This is a genomic window from Pseudidiomarina tainanensis (assembly GCF_900115255.1).
Lineage (GTDB): Bacteria > Pseudomonadota > Gammaproteobacteria > Enterobacterales > Alteromonadaceae > Pseudidiomarina > Pseudidiomarina tainanensis.
This window is the reverse complement of record NZ_FOYU01000004.1, coordinates 41105-64263: the sequence shown is the minus strand read 5'-3', so window position 1 is coordinate 64263 and position 23159 is coordinate 41105. Positions and strand designations below refer to the sequence as shown.

Genomic DNA, 23159 nt, shown 5'->3' with positions numbered 1-23159 from the left:
ATAATAGTGAGTGCATTCCATGATACGCCAATTTCTAAGTATGTTAACCCTTTCGCTGGCCATCACTACCGCAGCGCAAGCAGCACCGCCGAAAGCGCCAGAGCGCGGCGAGCAGGGGGCGGGCCCTTATGATCGTCTCATTATTCGCGGCGCCACCTTAATTAACGGTGAGGGCGCGCCACCGCAAGGCCCTGTGGACATTGTCATTGAAGATGACCGCATCGTGAATGTGGTGAGTGTTGGCTATCCTGGCGTTCCGATTAAAGATGAACGTCGCCCGCTGGCTGGCCCGAACGATCAAGAAATTGACGCTCATGGTAAGTACGTATTGCCAGGCTTTGTTGAAATGCATGGTCACATTGGTGGTTCGGCCGAAGGCATTCCAGCTGAGTACGTGCTGAAGCTGTGGCTTGCCCACGGCATTACCACGGTACGTGAACCGGGCAGCTTTAACGGCCTTGATTGGACCAAATGGCACCAAGAAAAAGCGGCTAAAAACGATATCGTTGGACCGCGTATCATTCCTTATGCTGGCTTTGGTATGGGAGCTGAAGAGCCCATTTTTAATGGTGAACAAGCCCGTGACTGGGTGCGTAAAATCAAACGTCAAGGCGCTTCAGGTATCAAATTTTTCGGCGCCACGCCTAAAGTGATGGCGGCAGCGTTAGATGAAGCGAAAAAGCAAAATCTCGGCACCATGATGCATCATGCGCAGTTGAACGTGGTGCGTACCAGCGTGATTGATTCGGCGCGTTTAGGTCTTGGCAGCATGGAGCACTGGTATGGTTTACCGGAAGCCTTGTTTACCGGGCAGCGGATTCAGAATTATCCAGCCGACTACAACTACAATAACGAGCAAGACCGCTTCCGTGAGGCCGGACGTTTGTGGGCACAAGCTGCTGAGCCGGGTTCGGAGCAATGGAATAAAGTACGCGATGAATTGATCGCACTTGATTTCACGATTAACCCAACGCTGACCATTTACGAAGCGAGCCGCGATTTAATGCGTGAACGCCGTGCGATTTGGCACGAAGAATATACCTTGCCGCAACTGTGGGATTTCTTCACGCCAAGCCGCTATGCCCATGGCTCATATTGGTTTGATTGGACCACCGATGAAGAAGTCGCATGGCGCAAAAACTATCAGTTATGGATGACGTTCTTAAACGACTTTAAAAATCATGGCGGCCGCGTCACCACAGGTTCTGATGCCGGCTATATCTACAAAATTTATGGTTTTGCCTACATTCGCGAGCTGGAATTATTGCGTGAAGCCGGCTTTAACGCATTGGAAGTGATTCAATCAGCAACGCTAAATGGCGCTGAAGCGCTTGGTCTCGAAGACCAAATCGGTAGCGTGGTGCCGGGTAAAAAAGCTGACATGATCATCGTTGACGAAAATCCACTCGCCAATTTCAAAGTGCTCTACGGCACAGGTCATTATAAGCTTGATGAGAATAATCAGCCGATGCGCACTAAAGGCATCCGCTACACCATCAAAGACGGCATCATCTACGACGCCCAAGAACTCCTCGCCGACGTCCGTGAAATAGTCGACGTAGCCCGGCGTTCCACGCCGGGTGGTGCATTGCACCGTTAATGTTGAATTCAATACCGGTGGTTAGATAAACACCATCGATGGTTAGACAAGCATTAACCGCGGCGGCGCCGCGTCCCGGCGTGAAACGCCGGGCTACAAGGGGTGACTACCCGGAATGCCGCTGCGTGCCTTGGCCCTTGAACCCACTGGTTCAAGGCGGGGCGCAATTGAAACGGCCGCAGGCTTCTCGATACTAGTCGAGCTTGCTCAATAGCCGCCCAGTGAGCCCCTTTACTGCTAGCATCGGCTCAGGGACATCGGCGTGCTGGCGCACATCCCAGGCAGTCATAATGTGACTATTTTAACGTCCGGGGCGTTGTTCCGCCATGACTTGTTCGAGGGTTTCTTGCAGTAGCTTCAATTTTTCTTCGAGATCCGCGATGCGTTGTTGCTGACGTTTCTCGTCTTGCGCAAATTCATGGCACAAATTCAAACCGGCCATTACTGCAATTTGCTCGGGATTCGACAACTTGGTGTTGGTACGAATCGTTTCCAGCTTATTATTCAAGCGATCAGCAGCCTGCTGCAAAGCAACCTCTTGCCCCGGTGGGCAATTCACTTTGTAGTGACGTTCCATCAATCTTATGTCCATGGCGCGTTGACTCATGCCGCTTCCTCTGTGCTTGTACTATTCTTATGCTTAGAACTAGCCATATTATGGCACGTCCTACGGGGCTTTGTCAGCTAGCCTGAACAGCTTTGCAATGGTAGGATGTGCGTAAAGAACGTAAAGAGTACAACGATTATGTCAGACCTAGGTAGCAGTTCAGCTAACCCATTGAGTTACGACCGTTTATCAGAATTTTTTGAACAAAACGGAATTTTATCTAACGCCGCCGAAGTACACGGCATTCTCACCGGCATGATAGCCGGTGGCGCGAGCATTGAAGGTGATGACTGGTTATTGCTAGTGAGTGATTTAATTCATGAAGGGCAGTCATTTAAACCCGCTGTACGCGAACGCATGACCGAAATGGCCAATGATATTTGTGCCAGCATGCGCGACCCCGACCTTGGTTTTAACTTATTACTGCCAAGTGATCATGAATCATTGTTGGAACGTTTAACCAGTATGATTAACTGGGTGCAATCGTTTTTAGTTGGCTTTGGCGTTAATCAAACCAATCTGACGGGGCTTTCGGACGACGTTCGCGAAGTGATTGACGACATGGTTGAAATTGCCAAATTAGATTTTGCCGTTGATGAAGACGAAGAAGGCGAGCGCGCGTACTTTGAGGTAGTCGAGTATTTGCGTATATCCGCTATGTTATGCTTCAACGAGTTGGGTCGAAAGGTCGGCGCGAGTTGCACAACCAATAAAGTATTGCATTAATCCATCACCTTTATCTGCTGTAGGTTCACATGTCTCACGCTATTGCTATTGAAGAGTACCAGAAGCGCCGCGCGCATCTGCTGGCGCGCTTAAAGAAAGTTTCTGCGCATGCTATTGCCGTTATTCCAAGTGCACAGCTTCAAACGCGCAGTCGCGATACGGAGTATCCGTTTCGACAAGACAGTGACTTCTTCTATCTAACCGGCTTCAGCGAGCCGAATGCGCTATTGGTGCTGGCCCCTCATGCCGATGCACCAGTGCAACTGTATTGCCAGCCAACCAGCCCGCAGGAAGAAGTGTGGCACGGGCGCCGTTTAGGTGTTGACCGAGCTGTCGAAAAGCTCGGTGTTGATTTTGCTGCCAGTGTTGATGATGTCGATGATCATTTGTATGCCTTACTCGATGGCGTTGAACAGGTTTATTATCCGCATGATAAAGCCGACTTAGCCGCACAACTTTACAGCATTGCCGATGAGTTGCGGGCGTCGCCAAAGCAAGGACATCAGGCGCCGCAAGCTTGGGTGGATATCAATCCGTGGTTGGCGGATATGCGCATTATTAAAAGCGCAGCCGAACTGGACTTGATGCGTGAGGCTGCAAGAATCAGCGTATTAGCGCACAAACGCGCCATGTTATTTGCCAAACCGGGCAAGTTTGAATACCAAGTGGCTGCTGAAATTCATCATGAATTTGCGATGCATGGTGCATTGTCGCCGGCTTACGGCACTATTTGCGGTAGCGGCGAAAATGCCTGCATTTTGCACTACACCGAAAATGAATCGGAATTACAGGACGGCGACTTATTGTTGATTGACGCCGGCGCTGAGTATCAAGGTTTCGCCGGGGATATCACGCGTACGTTCCCAGTGAACGGACGCTTTTCTGAGCCGCAAAAAGAGCTATACAACGTGGTGCTCGCGGCACAAGAAGCCGCATTGGCAACGTTAAAACCGGGCAGTAATCTACCGACGGCCATGAAAGCAGCGGGTAAAGCGTTAACGGAAGGGTTGCATGCACTGGGTATCTTAAAAGGCAACCTCACGAAGTTGATTGCTGATGAAGCGTTCCGCCCATTTATGATTCACGGCTTAGGGCATTGGCTTGGGTTGGATGTGCACGATGTGGGTACGTACACCCAAGAAGGCAAAAAGCGTAAGTTCGAACCGGGCATGGTGCTGACGATTGAGCCGGGCATTTATATTCCGACCGGCACGCCAGGTGTTGATGAGAAATGGCACGGCATTGGTATTCGTATTGAAGATGATGTGATTATTACCAAAGACGGCCATGAAAACATGACCAGCGCTGTTCCAAAAACCATCGCAGAGATTGAAGCATGGATGGCACAGTAAATACTGACAGCACAGTAGACTATCCAATCACCATTGCTGGGGGCGGGCTAGTTGGTGCGCTCACCGCATTATTATTGGCGCGCGGTCGCCCTGATTGGCGCATTGCGGTATTAGAGCCGCAAGCGCAAGGGCCAGCGCAAGATAAACGTACCATTGCGTTAGCGGCCGCGACGGTTGCCTTGCTAGAGCAAATTGGTATGTGGCAGAACCTCGCTGCCGAAGCCAGCCCGATTGAACATATTCACGTGAGCGATCGCGGGCATCTTGGTATGACCCGCTTGCATGCCGCTCAGCACGGCGTTGCCGCCATGGGACAAGTGATTTCCGCAGCGCTGTTAAATCGGGCGTTGTATGACGCCTGTTTGCGCGAAGCCAACATACAATGGCTTGGTGGCGCGTGGTTTGAGCGCGGTGAGCGCACCCGTGATGCGGTAACCGTGCATTTTAAACATAACGACAGCGAAGCCAAATTAACCACGCAATTACTCATTGGTGCCGATGGCCAGCGTTCGCAAGTGCGTGAAGACGCCGGCATTTCGATGAAACACACGGATTATCAGCAAGTCGGCATTATCGCCACGTTGAAGTTATCCGACGACCTCGGCGGCTGGGCCTATGAACGCTTTACCGACACCGGACCGATTGCGTTATTACCATTACCAGACCAGCAAGCCTCGCTAGTGTGGAGCTTGAGCCCAGAGCAAGCTGAGCAAACCATGCAGGTGTCTGATAGCGAATTTTTAGCAGCGTGTCAGCGTGCATTTGGTTATCGTGCTGGGCGTTTTACCGCCGTGCGTGACCGGGTGCAATATCCACTGCAGTTACATTTAGCTGAATCTAATATTTGCCACCGCAGTGTCATCATCGGCAACGCCTCGCATACCTTGCACCCCATTGCTGGCCAAGGTTTTAACCTCGGCGTGCGTGACGCGATTGAACTGAGCGCCTTGCTCATTGCCGCAGATGATCCGGGCAGTTATCGCTTATTAAGCGAATATAACCAGCAACGCCAAAGTGATTATCAGCGCATTATTGGCCTCACCGATAGCCTAGTGCGAGGTTTTTCCAATCAGCATGCACCACTTGTGATTGGCCGTAATTTGGCGTTGTTTGGGTTAGATAACCTGCCGCCTATTCGGCAACTATTCGCACGCCAAACCATGGGGTTTCGTAACGCATGAGTAAAGCATTTAAAGCGCAATCAATTGTGGTTGTCGGCGGCGGGATGATTGGCCTCAGCGCCGCATTAGGCCTGCGGTTACAAGGGCATCGTGTGTTTGTCATTGAGCGTAGCGGTCGCCCTGAATATACCGAGTCACCGGAACTACGAGTAAGCGCCTTAGCCCACCACAGCCGCAAGTTATTACGTGAATTAGGCGTGTGGCAACAATTACCGCAACAGCGTCTGGGCCCGTATAGCGGTATGCAGGTGTGGGATCATGACAGCTTCGGAGAAATTGAATTTAACGCCGCTGAAGTGGGTGCGGATGATTTGGGCGCTATTGTTGAAAACAAAGTGCTTGAGCAAGCCTTGTGGGACGCCGCCATTGAACGAGGCGTGCAGATTATTGCCGACGACGAAGTGGTTGAACATCAGGTTACTGAGAGCCAAGTCACTGTCAAACTGCGGTCACAGCAACAATTGCAGGCAGACTATTTCATTGCTGCGGATGGTAACCGTTCACCAACCCGCGAACGTGCCAAGCTTCCACTCAGCTTCTGGGACTACGAACAGACCGGTATTGTCGCGGTGATTAAAACCGAAAAGCCTCATGACGGCATTGCCCGCCAAGTGTTTTTGCCAACAGGACCGATTGCATGGCTACCTCTGAACGATGCGCATTTGGTGTCGCTGGTGTGGTCAGCGGATACTGAAAAGGCACAGCAACTGTTGGCTTTGGATGAACAAGCTTTTATGAACCAACTGCAGGCCGCCAGTGATCAGTGTCTCGGTAAATTGGAGTTGGATTCGGTACGAGCCGGTTTTCCGCTACGCATGCAATACGCACAGCGTTGGCTAGAGCAACGTTTGATTCTTATTGGCGATGCTGCGCACAGCATTCATCCGTTAGCCGGGCAGGGCGCGAACCTTGGTTTTGGAGACGTGGTGGAGTTGCTGCCGGTGTTTGCCGCTAATCCGAATCACCGCGAGTTGCGCGCGTGGGAGCGCAAACGTAAAGCCGCGGCGATAACGATGATTGGCGCCATGGAAGCATTTAAACGTGGTTTTGGTAGCGCCAACCCGCTACTGAAACTGGTGCGAGGCATTGGTTTTAAAGCGGCGAACGACATTCAGCCACTGAAACGTCAGCTAATTAAAGCCGCGCTTGGCGAGTAACTTACCAATGAATAAGTTAAATACGTTCCTGAATAAACTGGGCTAACTGACGCGCCGCCTGATTGGTGGTATCGGCTTGCCACATGGCCACGCTTACTTCACCAAGTTCCGGTAGTGCGATAGGACCAATGCGTTGCTGGCGCGAGAGATTATCCGGCACCGTGCTTTGAGCCAGTACCGTCAAACCAAGCCCGCTTTCTATTGCGGCGGTTAACCCTGAGAAGTCCGCATTGGTATAACTGATGCGCGCCGGAATATTCGCCTGCCGCAAAGCGCCCAATGCGCGGCGGCGATAAATACAGCCCTCAGGCGCCACGACCAACGACAAATCGTCTTGCAGATAACTCAACTCAGCCGTAGCACCAACCCACACTAAAGGCTCTTGTTTGAGAATGACTAAGCCTGGGCGAGTAATGCGTTTGTCGGGTTCTTTGAGTGCGATGACCAAATCAAAATGGGCTTGCTCGTCTTTTAGCAAGTCTTTGCTCAGCGCCGAGGTAACCGACAATGACACGTTCGGATACGCATGAGCGAACTGGCCGAGTACCTGCGGTAACAGCTTACTGGCAAATTCGCTGGGAATGCCAAGGCGAACCTGTCCAGAAACGGCAGGCTCGGTGAAGCGGGCAATAATTTGGTCATTCAAGCCAAGCAGTGCCCGTGCTTGCTCAAGTAATTCGGTGCCACTTGGGGTTAAATGAATGCGACCACCGCTGCGAGTTAGCAACGAGGTTTCGAGCAACTCTTCAAGGCGACGTAACTGTAAACTTATCGCAGGTTGCGAGCGGTTCAGTTGCTGTGCCGCAGCAGTATAGCTTTGAAGCTCATAAATGCTGACAAAAGCGCGCAACGCTTCTAAAGGTAAATGTTGCATCATGAGCTCCGTTAAATCATCGAATTCATAATTTAATTTTATACATTATAAATTAATATTTAAAATATTTATAAATGTATAAGTAATATTCATTTGTTGCAAGGCGCTTTGAGTTCTATAATTCGCGTAATTTTTTGAATGCGTAAATTTCGCATCTCGACGACAAAAAAGGATAACTAGGTCATGGCAAATCGCACTCCTTTGTATGACGCGCATGTAAAAGCTGGCGCGAAAATGGTGGACTTCCACGGCTGGGACATGCCGCTGAATTACGGCTCACAGATTGAAGAGCACAATGCCGTACGTAATGACTCAGGCGTGTTCGACGTGTCGCACATGACCATTGTTGATGTTGCCGGCATCGACGCTAAAGCCTTCTTACGTTATCTGCTCGCCAACGACGTGGCCAAATTAACTGTTCCAGGTAAAGCGTTGTACAGCGGCATGTTGAACGAACAGGGCGGCGTGATTGACGACCTTATCGTATATTTCTTCACTGATGAATCGTATCGTTTAGTGGTGAACTCAGCGACGCGCGAGCGCGACATGGCGTGGATCAACAGTGTTGCGAGCAACTTCAAAGTGACCATTACTGAACAGCCAAGCCTTGGCATGGTGGCCTTGCAAGGTCCGAAAGCCGAAGAAAAGCTGAAATTGGTAGTTGGTGATGACGCATTCGCACCGGTTGCTGGCATGAAACCATTTATGTCGGAGCAAGTGGGCGATTACTTCATCGCTACAACGGGCTACACCGGCGAAAAAGGCTACGAAATCGTGGTACCAGGCGACAAAGTTGAGAAACTTTGGGACGACCTCTTAAATGTTGGCGTGCAGCCATGTGGTTTGGGCGCTCGTGATACTCTGCGCTTAGAAGCCGGCATGAACTTGTACGGCCAAGATATGGACGAATCAGTGACACCACTTGAAGCGAACATGGGTTGGAGCGTGGCGTTTGAACCTGCAGATCGCAAATTCATCGGTCGCGAAGCCCTTGAGCAGCAAAAAGCTGCTGGCCATGCGAAGCTTGTTGGCTTGGTCATGAAAGACAAAGGCGTATTGCGCCACGGCCAAAAAGTTATCGTAGAAGGCGGTGAAGGCGAGATCACCTCAGGTACGTTCTCACCAACGCTGGGCTTCTCAATTGCCATGGCACGCGTGCCAGCATCTGTGGGTGATACTGCAGAGGTGGAAATTCGCAAGAAATTAGTTACAGTAAGCGTGGTCAAACCAAGCTTCGTGCGTCAAGGCAAATCAGTACTTGCCTAAGCAATCACTTTTTAGAATGAGATTACGAGGAACAGAACATGAGCACTATCCCAAAGGAACTTAAGTACGCATCAACGCATGAATGGGTGCGCAACGAAGGTGACGGCATTTTTACGGTAGGCATTACTGAGCACGCACAAGATTTGTTGGGCGACATGGTATTCGTTGAGTTGCCAGAAGTTGGCGCTAACGTAGCCGCAGGTGATGACGTAGCCGTGTGTGAATCGGTAAAAGCAGCGTCTGACATCTACGCACCAATTGCTGGTGAAATTGTTGAAGTCAACGAAGACTTAGAAGACGCACCAGAAACTGTAAACAATGACCCATTTGGTGACGGCTGGTTGTTCAAAATTAAAGCCGAAGACCCAAGTGAAGTTGAAAGCTTGCTTGATGCTGAAGGTTATCAAGCAGTTATCGACGAAGAATAACAGCTCGTTTTGTTGCTTAGCCCCGGTCACTCGCACCGGGGTTTTGTGTTTCAAATGTCTTGTATCCACCCGGAAGCTAGGGGACCTGAAGTAAATGACGACTACTACACTGAAACAGTTAGAAAATCACGGTGAATTCATTGCGCGCCACATTGGCCCAAGCGCTGATGAAACCAAAGCTATGTTAGCTGAATTGGGTGTGAACACCCTTGAAGAGCTAACGCGCGACACCGTTCCTGGCGCGATTCGTCGCGACCCATTTTTGTCTGTTGGTGAACCAATGAACGAGCGCGAAGCGTTGGCTAAGCTCAAAGGTATCGCGAGCAAAAACAAAGTGTATAAGTCATTTATCGGTATGGGTTACTACGACACCCTAGTCCCGAACGTTATTTTGCGTAACGTGCTGGAAAATCCAGGTTGGTACACCGCTTACACGCCATATCAGCCAGAGATCGCGCAAGGTCGTTTGGAAGCGATTCTGAACTTCCAACAAATGACCATGGACTTAACTGGTCTTGAGCTTGCGAGCGCCTCGTTGTTAGACGAAGCGACTGCCGCAGCTGAAGCGATGGCCATGTCGAAGCGCGTGAGCAAGAGCAAATCAAATACTTACTACGTGGCTGACAACGTCTACCCACAAACCATCGACGTAGTGAAAACGCGCGCCGAGCAGTTTGGTTTCGACGTAATTGTTGGACCAGCGCGTGAAGCGGACAATCACGATGTATTCGGTGCCTTGTTGCAATACCCAGATCGCAACGGCGAAATCCACAACATCGAAAAACTCATTGCCGACATTCAAGCCAACAAAGGTATCGTTGCAGTAGCTGCGGATATCATGAGCTTAGTGTTGTTGAAATCGCCAGGCGAAATGGGCGCTGACATGGTCTTCGGTTCAGCCCAGCGCTTCGGTGTACCAATGGGCTACGGCGGTCCACACGCTGCTTTCTTCGCAACCCGCGACAAGTACAAGCGTTCACTGCCAGGCCGTATTATTGGCGTGTCAAAAGACACCCGCGGCAACCAAGCATTGCGTATGGCAATGCAAACCCGCGAGCAACACATTCGCCGCGAAAAAGCCAACTCAAACATCTGTACCGCGCAGGTATTACTTGCCAACATGGCATCGTTCTACGCGGTATACCATGGCCCACAAGGTCTGAAAACCATCGCGTCGCGCATTAACCGTTTGACCGATATCGTTGCGCTTGGCATGAAAGAGAAAGGCGTGAAAGTATTGAACAACCATTGGTTCGATACCTTAACCTTCCAACTTGAAGGCGACACTGCTGAGGTATTAGCGCGCGCTGACAAGCTTGAGCTGAACCTACGCGTTGACGGTAACGGCCAATTCGGCGTGAGCTTAGACGAAGCCAAAACTCGCCAAGACGTTGATGCGTTGTTCGCTGTAATTTTCGGTGACGACCACGGCTTAGAAATCGACGTACTGGATTCACGCGCTGCATCAGGCGAGGTTGAATCAATTCCAGCTGCATTGCGCCGTGAAAGCGCGATTTTGGAACACCCAGTGTTCAACAGCTATCACTCAGAAACCGAAATGCTGCGTTACATCAAGCAGCTTGAAAACAAAGACTTGTCGTTGAACCACAGTATGATCTCGTTGGGCTCATGTACCATGAAACTCAACGCCACCGCTGAAATGATTCCGGTTACTTGGCCAGAGTTCGGACAATTGCACCCGTTCTGCCCAGCTGACCAAGCACAAGGCTACGCTGAATTGCTCAGCACCTTGTCAGAGTGGCTGGTGGACATTACCGGTTACGACGTGATGTCAATGCAACCAAACTCAGGTGCACAAGGCGAATACGCCGGCTTGTTGGCAATTCAGAAGTATCACCAAAGCCGTGGCGATGCGCACCGCAACATCTGCTTGATTCCAAGTTCTGCGCACGGTACGAACCCAGCGTCAGCACAGATGATGAGCATGAACGTGGTGGTAGTTGACTGTGACAAGAACGGTAACGTTGATTTGGCTGACTTGAAGGCCAAAGCTGCGGAAGCGGGCGACAATTTATCGTGCATCATGGTCACGTACCCGTCGACTCACGGTGTGTACGAAGAAGGCATTAAAGAAATTTGTGAGATCGTGCACGCGCACGGTGGTCAAGTGTACCTTGACGGTGCCAACATGAACGCCCAAGTGGGTGTCACCTCACCAGGCTACATTGGCGCTGACGTATCGCACTTAAACTTGCACAAAACCTTCTGTATTCCACACGGTGGCGGCGGCCCAGGTATGGGACCAATTGGCGTGAAGCAGCACTTAGCGCCATTCTTGCCAAACCACAGCGTGGTGAAAATTGACGGTACTGGCGCCGACAACGGTGCGGTTTCAGCAGCGCCATTTGGTAGCGCGAGCATTCTGCCAATTTCGTGGATGTACATTGTGATGATGGGTTCACGCGGCTTACGCGAAGCAACGGAAGTGGCGATTATGAATGCCAACTACATTGCGAAGCACTTAAGCAAGCACTACCCAATTTTGTACAAAGGCCGTAACGACCGCGTTGCGCACGAATGTATTATCGATTTGCGCCCATTAAAAGACGCCTGTGGCGTCACTGAAATGGACGTAGCGAAACGCTTACAAGATTACGGTTTCCACAGCCCAACCATGAGCTTCCCTGTAGCGGGCACTTTGATGGTTGAGCCGACCGAGTCTGAGTCAAAAGCAGAACTCGATCGCTTTATTGAAGCGATGATCAGCATTCGTGAAGAAGCCAAGCGTGTGGAAGCGGGCGAGTGGGCGGAAGACAACAACCCACTGCACAACGCTCCACACACGTTGGCAGACATTGTTGATGCCAACTGGGATCGCCCATACGACCGCGAACTGGCTGCTTACCCAGTCGCTGCCGTTAAGGTGAACAAGTTCTGGCCAAGCGTGAACCGCATTGATGACGTATACGGTGACCGGAACTTGATGTGTAGCTGCCCGGCGGTTGATACTTATCGTTAATTGGCTGTGATGTTGAGAAAGGCGAGCATTTTAGCTCGCCTTTTTTGTGTTTGACGTTTTAAAGGTTCTATGGCGATATATTAGCCACGCACTGTGCGAAAACGGAGAATATGAATATGGATATTATGCTGTCAGCGTTTCAGCAAAACACCGAAATGTTTAAGTACCTCGGTGTTATGGCGTTGATGCTTGTTGTTATCAAAATCTTCAACACATCTTGGTTCAAGGGAAAACTTGGTGAGTTTTTAGTGAACCTCGCCGCAAAAATTCATCTAGATAAAGAACAATATCACCTCATAAAAGATGTGACGTTACCTACTGATGATGGCACCACACAAATTGATCATATTATTGTCTCGATTTATGGCGTATTTGTTGTTGAGACAAAGTACTTCCGCGGTTGGATTTTCGGTTCTGAGAAGCAAAAGATATGGACTCAGGTTATTTACCGCAGTAAATACAACTTCCAAAATCCACTGCATCAAAACTACAAACATACCCAAGTACTCAAAGAAATATTGCAACTAAACGATGAACAGATTTACTCGCTCGTTGTTTTTATTGGTGATAGCAAATTTAAGTCACCCATGCCCGACAACGTTTTCTTTGGTGCACGTTATATTAATTTTATTCAAGCTAAGAAAGTGCCTGTGCTGAGCGCTGAGGAAGTGCGTGTCATTAGAGATAAGATTGAATCAAATGCGCTAACCCGCTCAATACAGACTTCTCGTGCGCATAAACAGCACGTGAAGGAAATCATTGAACAGAAGGCGAATAAACCAAGTTCCGGTGCAGAGGGCGTTCAGTGTCCAAAATGTGGAGCACAGATGGTGAAACGAGTGGTTAAGCGCGGTGAACATCAAGGGCGACATTTCTGGGGATGCTCGACATATCCTAAGTGTCGAGGTGTCGTCGCTTGAAAGGCTTGCAGGCTCATTTGGGCGTAATTTGAGGTTCCAGCTCCTGATTTAAAACATGACGTTTCGAGCCAATGGAAAGAGAGCAAGGTCGATTGCGTTGTATATTTTGCAAGAAATTCGAATTGGGGTTGTGTGGCGCCGGCATTTCTTGAAGATAGGCGCTCAATAAATCACCCAGACCATAAAATATTCGAGCAAATAAAAAAGAGCTTTCTAAGAGCATTCCACCTCATGGATGTAAAGGTGTAGGTTCTTAGTAGTTGCACCAAGTTTTCTTGGGACGGATGGTATTTATGCAATTGTTGAAAACTTAGCGTTAGGGTTGGTGTCAGCTTTGAGCGAATTGCGGACCTTTTGGCTTTTCGGTCTGCTTCAACGAATGACTGCCGTCCCCTAGCTAGTATGTGTGAGTGATGAAAATGAGTCACGGCACGTTAACTTCGGCAATATTGCGCGTTTTGTGGTTGTGTTGTTTATTGAAGTCGTTTACTGTCAATGACATAACAAAAACAAAGATTGGATATCGTGCGCTCGCTAGAGTGTAAGTGAGCATGCTCAAATTGCCTGTGCTAAATCGGAACCTTTCAAGTCGGAATGCCAGCTTAATCAGTCAGTTAACAATTGAAAACTATTAATTGGGCAAGTTTCTAAATGAGCACGCACAATATATAAATGTTAGGCAGATAGAACATCGACTAGGGAATTTTATGTCGGATGAAATAGAAAATTATGCAAAAGAGCTCAAGGTGCCTTGTTTACTGCATTTTACGCAGCTCTCGAATTTGGAAAGCATATTGACTGATGGGTTGTTATCACGGGATCGGATTGCTGGCTTAGCAAATCCGCCAGGTATCAATGATGAACTAAGATTGGATAATCACACGAATACTATTTCGTTATCTATCGCCCATCCAAATAGCCAGATGTTTTATAAATATAGAAGGGAAAAAGGTGGAGATTGGTGTGTAATAGGTATCCACCCTAGAGTCCTATGGAGTCAAGACTGCCTGTTCTGTAAACACAATGCCGCAGATGCCAGAATAAGTGGGATGCCGGTTAGTGATCTAGCCGGAATATCTGCGTTTAAGGGTATGTATGATGAAATCCCTGGGCATGAATCAAGATCTGATCAGTGTTTGAAGACCTATGACCCGACAGATGTGCAAGCAGAGGTTTTAGTAATTGATTCTATCGACTTGTCAGATTTTATAGGCGTAGTGTTTCCTAGCCGTCAAGCCAAGAAGAATTATTCAGATCTGTTGGGTGATATGCAGGCAAAAATTCATGCGGAAAATAAAGGATACTATGCTGCAAGATCTTACAAGCGGAAGTATCAATAATGGCTATTCGACCTCTTTTTATTCCAAACGAAGAGTCTGTAGGAGTCACTGAAAAGTCCATTGATTTTCAGTGGTTCCCCGGTCTCTCCGCGTCACAGAAGAAAAGGTCAATTGAAGCTCTGCATTCTGTAGTTCATGAGTTGGGCTACAAGAGGGTGCTCGAAATATCAAGTAAGTCCGAAATTGATCTAGGTGTTAATTTAAGTGCTTTTAACTTGAAAATAAAGACCAAAAAATATGGAAACGAATTCACCGTCGAAACCGCTTTCCAGGGGAGCAAAGTGTTTGAGCGAGGAGGGCCATACAAAGATCTGTTTGGCCTAGATTCACGCGCTGCGAAAAAAGACATTCGACTTAAGGAGTCTGGGAATTTAGTCGGTTTTGAGTTTTTTGGTAAGAAATTTCCGCTGATTCCTCGCACATACTTTTATGACTGGATCTACATTAATGCCCTTCACCAGAATGTTTTATTATCAAATGAGGTTAAAAGTTATCAGTGTTTTACAGACATTGAGTTTAATCCAAAGAAATCAATAAACTGCCAAGCTCACGCAGTCGCCTTGTATCTAAGCCTTTTTAATCTTGAATTACTAGAGGACGCGTTGGAGTCGCCTGAAGCTTTTCTAAAGTTCACTAAAGAACATTATGACAATCAACGAAGAAATATAGGGGTTCAAGTTAGTCTTGTATAAGTTGCCTAACAAGTGCAGGCACGGCGACGCCCACTACATTGCACCTTCGGCTCCATTCCGTGGGCGCGCATGCTGCAAGCGTTAAGTTTCTTTATCGAGATCGAACATGGATGAAAAAGTAAAAGCATCATGGGAACGGGCACTTCACCCTGAGACGCTTAAAACAAATATTATTACCGCCTCTATATTTTCGATGGCCTTCGAAATGCTCAAGAGCAGCATTGTTGAAAAGATAGAAGGTTTTTTTACAAATGGATTTGACGAAAATGGGATGATTGTTAGTCCCGAATATAAAGAAAAGGTGCTTAGCTTAAACAGAAGTCCTCTCTACGCATCATTGAAATGGTTGCAAGATATGCATGCTATTGATGAAAAAGATTTAGAGAGATTCGAACATATTAAAAGGTGTCGTAACACCTTAGCTCACGAAATGCTCACTTTTGCTTCGTCAGGTGTAGACTTTGATGTCGGTGAAGCGTTTGAAGAAATGGTCGGTCTACTAAAAAAAATAGAAATTTGGTGGTTTGAAAACTTAGAAATGGCTATAGACCCAGATGCTTACCCCGAAGACCTAGACTTGGAGCAGGTGATCCCCGGTCCTGTATGGAGCCTTCAAATGCTTATTGACGTTGCGTTAGGTCCTGAGGAAGAAGCGCGAAAATATTATGATCACTTTGTCGCAAATGCAGACAAAACTTAACAAGCGCATGTTGCCGGACTGCTTTTCCGCTGCGCTCCAAACCAGCCGCAAATACGGGCGTTGTACGGCCAAATTGAACAAGTGCCAAATTTAAGGAATGATTATGAATGAAGAAATAGAGAATCTCTGCGAATCTTTAGATTCATTGGCCGAAGCAGTGGTAAAGGGTTGGAATGACAAACGAAATTTAAATGAGGCTTTTGGGTGGCATCATCCAGCGATAGACAGGATGGAGTTGGCATACTTGCCAAAGGCTTTGTCTGAAAAGATTCGAAACGCTAATCTTGAAGTTGATAATGAAGAATTTCTTGAGGTCGTAGATGGCATTCCTGCTAAATTAGAGCGTCTGAAAAGTAGTACGTTACCTCAATTTTTTAGCGGAAACGGTCATCAGGCAATTCCTGCATATATTACGACGCTAAATTGGATATCTAGCGTAATAGAACCACATTTGTCATGGGTGATTTCAAATGACCCTAAAGCTATGCCTCCTGCAATTTCTCGCAGGATTAAAGGGCTTCAAGCAAAAATTGACCAAATCGATATCGATCAAGAAAAGTTACTAAATCAGATAAAATTAATCAATGAAGCAACAGAAACAGCAGAGTCTCTTCCTTCTGATTTGGAAGATTTAAAAATAGCTCGCAAAAAAGTTGATTCTATTGGTCAGGAGATTACCAAAACCTCAGCCAAAGTGTCTACTGCAAAAGAAGAGGCCGATAAGTTATTAGCTTCAATTAGAGAAAACAAAGTTGAAACTGATAAGTTAGTAGAAAATTGCGAGGAAGCATACCGAATAACAACAAGCAAAGGCTTGGCTGGGGCTTTTGATCTAAGGGCAAAGCAATTAGCTAAATCTATGTGGGTTTGGGTTTTTGGGTTGCTTTGTGCACTAGGAGCAGCGTGGTATGTCGGTGCTCAGAGAATAGAAGTACTTTCAGGCTCATTATCCGACCCAGATCCCAAATGGGGGATGGTATTAATGCATTTTCTTTTAGCTATAGTCAGCCTCGGTGCGCCACTGTGGTTTGCCTGGCTTTCAACCAAACAAATCGGTCAGCGATTCAAACTTGCTGAAGACTATGGTTTCAAAGCCTCAGTCGCAAAAGCATATGAAGGTTATAGAAAAGAAGCAGCTCGCATTGATGAAAAATTAGAAGCGAGGTTATTTCAATCTGCTTTGAGCCGAGTGGAAGAGGCGCCTTTGAGATTCGTGGATGATTCATCTCACGGAACTCCTTGGCATGAGCTGGCTGAATCGAGTGGCTTTAAAGAAGCTTTAAAAAACATACCTGAATTTCGTGATAAAGTTTTTAGTCTTGCCAACAACGCTATCAGTCGTAGTAAGCTCAGTAGTAAAGCTAAAGATGGAGATGAAGCCGTACAACAAGTGCAGTCAGCGGACTCGTAAACTCGCCGCTGCTGCAAGCGTTAACGTCCGCTCTTGGCACTAAGTCGATAGTCGCCAGTGAGATACTGCATTACGCTGTACTCGATGCAACCCCAGAGCCAGGCGTTTAGCAACCATAAAAACATGAGGTATCTGCATGACCAATAAGAAGGGTCAATTAATAATAGAGTTAAAAAGAAGAATCGAGGAAGACTTTACCTCAGGGAACTGGGAAGAAATTGGCCTATTAACAGATTGTTCTCACATAATTTCACATCACGATAGACTACTGAGAAGTTTGCACTTTGGTGACGAGGATTATGGCGGTAATATTATCAGTGTTTTAAGGTCAATGGACGATCATAATCCAAATGCTCTTCAGACAGTGAAAGAATTCCTCGATGAATGGTATCCAGATCAAAACGCCACTTATATTTCTGCAAAGCCATCTAATAAGAAAATCACGTTTGCTCCAAATGTATTTTCCATTCCCGACGGTGGTGTCGAAGAGGATCTTGTGGCAGTTATGATGCCATTTGCTGGTTTCGACGATGTATATCATGCAATCCAGACGGCATGTGATAATGCAGGCAGCAGATGCCTTAGAGCTGACAACATTTGGGAGCACTCTTCAATTATTCAAGATATTTTTAGCCTCATATTCAGGGCTAAAATTGTGGTTGTCGATTTCTCTGGTAAGAATCCCAATGTTATGTATGAAACTGGCATAGCACATACCCTTGGAAAAATAGTAGTTCCTTTGGCTCAGGTCATAAGCGATATCCCATCGGATATGGTGCATCATCGAGCACTGATATACCTAAAAAATGGAGAGGGTTTAAAAAAGCTAGAACACGAGCTTTCAGATAAATTAATAACATTGAGTACCTAACGAACGGCTCCACCAGACAGAATTCTCACTGTCACTAATTTCGTAAAAAAGGAAAAATTGCCGCCATTAAAATTTGTTCGGTGAGTTGGACGTTAACGTCCGCAATTGACATTGGGCTGCTATCGCAGCCCAATGAATATCAAATTTCAATGGATTCAGAAATATCAAGTGCGTCATCTACTTCAATACCAAGGTAGCGAACTGTACTTTCAAGTTTCTTGTGACCGAGTAAAAGTTTGATAACTCTAAGGTTTTTAGTCTTCTTATAAATTAGGTATGGCTTGGTTCGCCTCATTGAGTGTGTGCTATATAGCGAACGGTCCAAACCTAGTTTGTCAATCCAGCTATGAAAGATTCGATTGTATTGTCGAGTTGAGATGTGCCCGCTGCCAGTGACTCTCGATTTAAAAAGATAATCGGAATCTGATAGGTTTGCTTTTTTAATCCAAGCCGATAACGAATCTCTGGTACCTTGGGTGATTTCAAACTGAACCGAACAGCCAGTCTTTTGCTGCACGACATGAGTACGTGTCAGCAGCGAGCGTCCACATGCAACGTCTGAGACCTTCAGTTTTACGAGGTCGCAACCTCTAAGTTTGCTGTCTAGCCCAAGGTTAAAAAGTGCTAAATCTCTCACTTTTTGTTCTAGCTCAAGGCGTATCCGAATGCCCCAAATGTGAGAAATTTGGAGTGGTCTTTTCTGACCGATAATGCGATCTTTATTCCACGGGTGAATTTGTTGAGTTGCCATGATTAATCTCCAATCGATATGGAGATAGAAATATGGTGCCTAATTGAGCTAGGAGCGAACATTGGACTTTTTGGTCTGGCAAGGTAATCTCGAATCTGACTGATAGAAACGTTAGGTGAATTATGAATATCAAAGATCGGCAGGACTGCGAATCAAATATCAGAAGAATTGAAGAGTTATTTGGTTGTGGTATTTTTAATCAAGAAAATGCTGGACACATACTTCAAATGTCAGCATTCATAGATTTGATGATATGCCTCAGAGATTTGATGCATAAAACGGAAAAGTATGTTCAAAAAGTCGATTTTACCGATGATATTTTGGTAAACGATTATGTGACAGACGTTTCCGATGCTATCAGGGCGGTTAGGGATGCTTGCTGTCATATCGACTCGTTCAAGCGAAACTTTGATGAATATGGAAATCGAGGCTCCTATAACGTTGCGTATGGGAGGTGTAACTTTATGCGAATAGGTGATTTAGAATTGAAGTCCGAATATGAGGGTGACGCCGCAGTATTCTATGGTATGAATCGACTCTATTTTAAGCGACATATTATGAGAGCCTTCGAAGAATCAAAGGCTTTACTGGCCGCACATTTGAAAGCTCCTCACACCTAACAAATAACCTAACTCGATGCAGCACAGCGGCGCGAATTAGCAAAGAGTAAACTTCCGCAATTGGCACAAAGCAGCCCAGTTACAAGTCATTTCCCAAGCATAGCTGTTTGTCTTTTAAAGGGATGTTCAGTACGGTAAGTCGTAGACGAACCTTGAATAAGGAAGTGACATGAAAACCAAATGGATTGCGACGTTACTCTATCTAGTCAGTTTAACTTGTGCTGCTGGAGCAACAGACTTAATTGGTCAGCGTTATCAGGACTTTCAGAGAGATTTCCCTGAGTTTAAGGAGTTATCTGGAAGTTGTCTATTAGGCTGCAAGTATTCAATTGACAGCGTTAAAGATCTCAGTACCGAAGAGCGCCTGATTATTTTATCCAAAAAAACGCAGGGCTCTAAACGATGGGAAATAGTCGACGTACTAGAAAGTCCTCAGGGGCGCGCAGCTGTATCAAACTGCACGGAAAATTATTCGTCGTTTAAACAAATGCAAGCGACCACGCCAGGCGTGATGCCATCGAGCGACAACTTTGTCGCTTTAATTAGTTCCGCATCTGAGAAAGATCAAGACAACAAGCTATGGTTAAAAGCGACACAAGTATTCCTCATCGACACTGAGTCACACACGTTCAGAGAAATATCGAATGACGATGTCTATTGCTATGTGGGAATAGGCTAAAAATACTCACCAGCATTATTGCGAATCATTCGCATTAGTAGTAACATCGCTCGTCATAACATGCACTTTGTTTCTATCTTATTCATTTTCTCAAATTGACGAGCGAACCTCATGACGCTTCAAGCCATTACTCGTGCCGCGTTGGCGGTAGTTGCTTTTGCCACGCTGGCAATATTGAGCCCGCAGACGCAAGCCCAGTCCCTAGTCAATCAAAAAGCCAATCAACCAGAACTCCAATCAGACCTTCAGCAAGAATACATGCGCCAAATTGCGCAGTTAGTGGAATATGTTGGAGTGGATTACAGCGAGGCGGTTGCTAACGGTGAGGTGGTTAACGCCGGCGAATATGCTGAAATGGAAGAGTTCTCGTCAATCATTCTGCGCAATATCAATACGCTTTCAACTGACAACCCAAAGTTACAAACGTTAGTCCAGCCGGCGCAACAGCTACGCGAATTAGTCATGAATAAAGCGGATTTGGCTGAAGTGCGCGGTGCAACCTCGCAGTTACGCGCGCAAATCTTGCAGCAATTACCGAAAGTCGAACTCCCCAAAGCATTGTTGCCAATGGCGCAAACCAAAGAGATATATCAAGCACAATGTAGCGCATGTCATGGCCAGCAAGGTCAAGGTGACGGCCCAGCAGGGCAAAACCTAGAACCTGCCCCAACGAACTTTACTGATTTAGAGCGCGCTGAAAATCGCTCGCTACTCGGTCTATACGATGCCATTACGAAGGGCATTGATGACACCGCCATGATGGCCTTCACCGACTTGACCGAGCAAGAGCGTTGGTCGCTGGCATTTTATGTGGGTTCGCTCGCGTTTCAACACGGTACCGTGGTTGCGCCGCAAGCCAGTATGGATGTGATTGATTTACAGCAAATGGTGAATACGAGCCCAGCGCAATTACGCGCCGAGTTACCAAGCTCTCAAGCGAATTTGGTCAATATTTTACGGGCGAACCCGCAACAACTTTTTCAAGCTGAAATATCGCCATTTGCAGTGGCGAAAGCGCGTCTACAAGCGGCGGAAGAAGCCTACAAAGCAGGTGACTTAAAGCGTGCAAACCACTTAGCAGTGAGTGCTTACTTAGATGGCTTTGAGTTAATGGAGAACGGTTTGAGTGCATACGATGCGGCGCAAACCAAAGCCATTGAAGCGCAAATGATGGATTTGCGCCGCATTATTGCAACGCCGAATCAGCAGGCACAAGTGAGCGCCGCGATTAGTGACACTCTAGCGGCGCTGGAGCGTGCCCAAGCCACCATGAATGAGCAGCAGCTTTCAAATACGGCGCTCGCCACAGCGAGCTTTGTGATTCTGTTGCGGGAAGGATTAGAAGCACTGTTGGTGGTGTTGGCATTAATTACCGTGCTCCGTCGTACTGAGAGAAACGATGCGGTCAAATATGTTCACTCGGGTTGGCTTGCGGCGCTTGTGCTCGGCGGTTTGACTTGGTGGGCGGCGCAGTCACTGATTTCAATTAGTGGTGCGAGCCGCGAGATCATGGAAGGTGTGGCTGCTGGTATTGCCGCTGTGGTGTTGGTGTATGTCGGTATTTGGATGCACAGCAAAACCAATGCACAGGCATGGCAGCAATACATCAAGCAAAATCTGAATGCTCATTTAGCGGCTGGGACGCTGTGGGGTATTGCCCTGTTGAGCTTTATTGCCGTATACCGCGAAGTGTTTGAAACCGTGCTGTTCTATCAGTCATTGCTGACCCAAGCGCAAAGCGCACAGCACACCAGCGTCTGGGGCGGGTTTATTGCCGCAGCGGTGGTATTGGCACTGATCACGTGGGTTATTTTGCGCTTTAGCGTGAAACTGCCAATCGCCAAGTTCTTTGCTTACACCACGTACTTGTTGCTAATACTCGCATTCGTGTTAGCCGGTAAAGCGATTATTGCTTTCCAAGAGGCTGGCTGGCTTAGTGCCACGCCATTCCCTGTGCCGTTGAATATCGACTGGTTGGGTATGGCGGCCACGTGGGAAAGCCTTGCGACACAATTGCTGGTGCTGATTGTATTTAGCGTGTTCTTCCTCAAGCAACGTCAAGCGACTAAGTAACTGAAGCTACTGCATACCTTTCAAAAATGCGACCACACTTCGCCCGAGCGAGCTGTGGTCATATCCGCCCTCTAAAGTTGCAACAATGCGCCCTTCACAGTGGCGCTCAGCGAGTTCTTTCAGTTCACGTCCTATCCAGTGATAATCCGTTTCGGTGAGCTTAAACTGCGCCATGTCATCTTCTAAATGACCATCGAAGCCAGCGGAAACCATAATCAGTTGCGGCTCAAAGGCATCAATGGCAGGGAACCAGCGCTCGCGCACGGCTGCTTGCCACGTTGGGCCATCGCAGCCGGCTGGCAACGGAATATTGATCACTTCGTGACTAATGGTTTCGGTACCTGAATTCGGGTACAGCGGGTGTTGAAACGAGCTACAAAACAGCACGCGTTCGTCATTTAGAAAAATGTCTTCGGTGCCGTTACCGTGATGCACGTCAAAGTCAACAATTGCCACGCGCTCAATGCCGTAAGCATGCATAGCGTAAGCAGTGGCCACGGCGATATTGTTGAATATACAAAAGCCCATGGCGGCATCCCATGTGGCATGGTGACCGGGCGGGCGTACCGAGCAAAATGCTCGGCGATTCTCGGCGGTAAATACTTCGTCAACGGCGCAAATGCCGCTACCAGCGGCATACAAAGCTGCTCGCAGGGTGCCGGCGGTCATCATGGTGTCGGGGTCGAGCCAAATATGTTGGTCTGGTTCAGTGGGCGCGCGTTCGAACACGTCATCGACATAGTTTGCGGCGTGCACGCGCAGTAAGTCCTCACGTGTCGCTGATTTGGCGTCTTTTTGCGTGAGCGCGAACTCCATGCCCGAGCGAATAATTTGATCGTTAATGGCGGCAATACGTGCCGGCTCTTCAGGGTGCACTTCAGAAACGCGGTGCAAACTACAATATTGGTGACTAAACACGGTTATCGACATA

At 47.6% G+C, this 23159-nt stretch carries 21 protein-coding genes and 1 other RNA gene; 17 read left to right on the top strand and 5 right to left on the bottom strand.

Features of this window, described 5'->3' with window-relative positions:
• Positions 1 to 19 precede the first annotated feature (19 nt).
• Positions 20 to 1600 (top strand): amidohydrolase family protein, encoded by a 1581-nt coding sequence (locus BM292_RS10530; protein ID WP_092858356.1) that lies wholly within the window; start codon positions 20 to 22, stop codon positions 1598 to 1600.
• Positions 1601 to 1703: 103 nt separating this feature from the next.
• Here the strand turns inward: BM292_RS10530 and ssrS are convergent.
• Both ssrS and BM292_RS10520 read right to left on the bottom strand, forming a co-directional pair.
• A non-coding RNA gene (ssrS, locus tag BM292_RS10525) (6S RNA) lies at positions 1704 to 1887 on the bottom strand.
• 14 nt (positions 1888 to 1901) lie between these two features.
• A complete protein-coding gene (locus BM292_RS10520; protein ID WP_092858354.1) occupies positions 1902 to 2207 on the bottom strand; it encodes a cell division protein ZapA in 306 nt (101 codons plus the stop codon).
• A 138-nt stretch (positions 2208 to 2345) separates the two neighbouring features.
• On the opposite strand from BM292_RS10520, the gene BM292_RS10515 reads away from it, so the two are divergent.
• Genes BM292_RS10515 through BM292_RS10500 form a run of 4 tightly spaced genes read left to right on the top strand, consistent with a single transcriptional unit; the run spans position 2346 to position 6623 of the window.
• The gene (locus tag BM292_RS10515) at positions 2346 to 2933 is read left to right on the top strand and encodes a UPF0149 family protein (protein ID WP_092858352.1); all 588 of its coding nucleotides are present in this window, start codon (positions 2346 to 2348) and stop codon (positions 2931 to 2933) included.
• Between the two features lie 29 nt (positions 2934 to 2962).
• A complete protein-coding gene (gene pepP, locus BM292_RS10510; RefSeq protein ID WP_092858350.1) occupies positions 2963 to 4285 on the top strand; it encodes a Xaa-Pro aminopeptidase in 1323 nt (440 codons plus the stop codon).
• Complete coding sequence (gene ubiH / locus BM292_RS10505; RefSeq protein ID WP_092858348.1) at positions 4270 to 5466, top strand: 2-octaprenyl-6-methoxyphenyl hydroxylase; 1197 nt, start codon at positions 4270 to 4272, stop codon at positions 5464 to 5466. Before pepP ends, ubiH begins: the two co-directional genes overlap by 16 nt.
• The gene (locus BM292_RS10500) at positions 5463 to 6623 is read left to right on the top strand and encodes a UbiH/UbiF/VisC/COQ6 family ubiquinone biosynthesis hydroxylase (RefSeq protein ID WP_092858346.1); all 1161 of its coding nucleotides are present in this window, start codon (positions 5463 to 5465) and stop codon (positions 6621 to 6623) included. The genes ubiH and BM292_RS10500 overlap by 4 nt, the downstream gene beginning before the upstream one ends.
• Before the next feature lie 16 nt (positions 6624 to 6639).
• On the opposite strand, the gene BM292_RS10495 is transcribed toward BM292_RS10500, so the two are convergent.
• On the bottom strand, positions 6640 to 7500 hold the full coding sequence (locus tag BM292_RS10495) for a LysR family transcriptional regulator (protein WP_245751923.1): 861 nt from the start codon (positions 7498 to 7500) through the stop codon (positions 6640 to 6642).
• A gap of 180 nt (positions 7501 to 7680) precedes the next feature.
• Here BM292_RS10495 and gcvT point away from each other — a divergent pair, with 180 nt between their 5' ends.
• From gcvT to BM292_RS10450, 9 genes are all read left to right on the top strand, one after another.
• A complete protein-coding gene (gene gcvT / locus BM292_RS10490; RefSeq protein WP_092858342.1) occupies positions 7681 to 8763 on the top strand; it encodes a glycine cleavage system aminomethyltransferase GcvT in 1083 nt (360 codons plus the stop codon).
• Positions 8764 to 8801: 38 nt separating this feature from the next.
• The gene (gene gcvH / locus BM292_RS10485) at positions 8802 to 9191 is read left to right on the top strand and encodes a glycine cleavage system protein GcvH (RefSeq protein ID WP_092858340.1); all 390 of its coding nucleotides are present in this window, start codon (positions 8802 to 8804) and stop codon (positions 9189 to 9191) included.
• A gap of 94 nt (positions 9192 to 9285) precedes the next feature.
• Positions 9286 to 12171: an aminomethyl-transferring glycine dehydrogenase gene (gene gcvP, locus BM292_RS10480; RefSeq protein WP_092858338.1), complete on the top strand. Its 2886-nt coding sequence runs from the start codon at positions 9286 to 9288 to the stop codon at positions 12169 to 12171.
• 110 nt (positions 12172 to 12281) lie between these two features.
• Positions 12282 to 13091 carry an NERD domain-containing protein gene (locus BM292_RS10475; RefSeq protein WP_245751922.1) on the top strand — a complete coding sequence of 270 codons (810 nt, stop codon included), beginning with the start codon at positions 12282 to 12284 and terminating at the stop codon, positions 13089 to 13091.
• Positions 13092 to 13798: 707 nt separating this feature from the next.
• Positions 13799 to 14431, top strand: coding sequence for a DarT ssDNA thymidine ADP-ribosyltransferase family protein (locus BM292_RS10470; protein WP_092858335.1), 633 nt, complete (start codon positions 13799 to 13801; stop codon positions 14429 to 14431).
• Positions 14431 to 15123: a DarT1-associated NADAR antitoxin family protein gene (locus BM292_RS10465; RefSeq protein ID WP_092858333.1), complete on the top strand. Its 693-nt coding sequence runs from the start codon at positions 14431 to 14433 to the stop codon at positions 15121 to 15123. Before BM292_RS10470 ends, BM292_RS10465 begins: the two co-directional genes overlap by 1 nt.
• A gap of 106 nt (positions 15124 to 15229) precedes the next feature.
• Positions 15230 to 15823 (top strand): hypothetical protein, encoded by a 594-nt coding sequence (locus BM292_RS10460; RefSeq protein ID WP_092858331.1) that lies wholly within the window; start codon positions 15230 to 15232, stop codon positions 15821 to 15823.
• Positions 15824 to 15926: 103 nt separating this feature from the next.
• Complete coding sequence (locus tag BM292_RS10455; RefSeq protein WP_092858329.1) at positions 15927 to 17234, top strand: coiled-coil domain-containing protein; 1308 nt, start codon at positions 15927 to 15929, stop codon at positions 17232 to 17234.
• Positions 17235 to 17370: 136 nt separating this feature from the next.
• Positions 17371 to 18105 carry a hypothetical protein gene (locus tag BM292_RS10450; RefSeq protein ID WP_092858327.1) on the top strand — a complete coding sequence of 245 codons (735 nt, stop codon included), beginning with the start codon at positions 17371 to 17373 and terminating at the stop codon, positions 18103 to 18105.
• 139 nt (positions 18106 to 18244) lie between these two features.
• Here BM292_RS10450 and BM292_RS10445 read toward each other — a convergent pair whose 3' ends face one another.
• Entirely contained in the window at positions 18245 to 18856 is a 612-nt protein-coding gene (locus BM292_RS10445; RefSeq protein ID WP_092858325.1) for a tyrosine-type recombinase/integrase, read from the bottom strand.
• A 122-nt stretch (positions 18857 to 18978) separates the two neighbouring features.
• On the opposite strand from BM292_RS10445, the gene BM292_RS10440 reads away from it, so the two are divergent.
• From BM292_RS10440 to BM292_RS10430, 3 genes are all read left to right on the top strand, one after another.
• Positions 18979 to 19476, top strand: a complete 498-nt coding sequence (locus tag BM292_RS10440; RefSeq protein WP_092858324.1) for a hypothetical protein — start codon at positions 18979 to 18981, stop codon at positions 19474 to 19476.
• 169 nt (positions 19477 to 19645) lie between these two features.
• A complete protein-coding gene (locus BM292_RS10435) occupies positions 19646 to 20155 on the top strand; it encodes a hypothetical protein (protein ID WP_092858322.1) in 510 nt (169 codons plus the stop codon).
• A gap of 111 nt (positions 20156 to 20266) precedes the next feature.
• Positions 20267 to 22228 carry a cytochrome c/FTR1 family iron permease gene (locus tag BM292_RS10430; RefSeq protein ID WP_245751920.1) on the top strand — a complete coding sequence of 654 codons (1962 nt, stop codon included), beginning with the start codon at positions 20267 to 20269 and terminating at the stop codon, positions 22226 to 22228.
• 6 nt (positions 22229 to 22234) lie between these two features.
• Here BM292_RS10430 and BM292_RS10425 read toward each other — a convergent pair whose 3' ends face one another.
• Positions 22235 to 23158 (bottom strand): histone deacetylase family protein, encoded by a 924-nt coding sequence (locus BM292_RS10425; RefSeq protein WP_092858321.1) that lies wholly within the window; start codon positions 23156 to 23158, stop codon positions 22235 to 22237.
• Position 23159 lies beyond the last annotated feature (1 nt).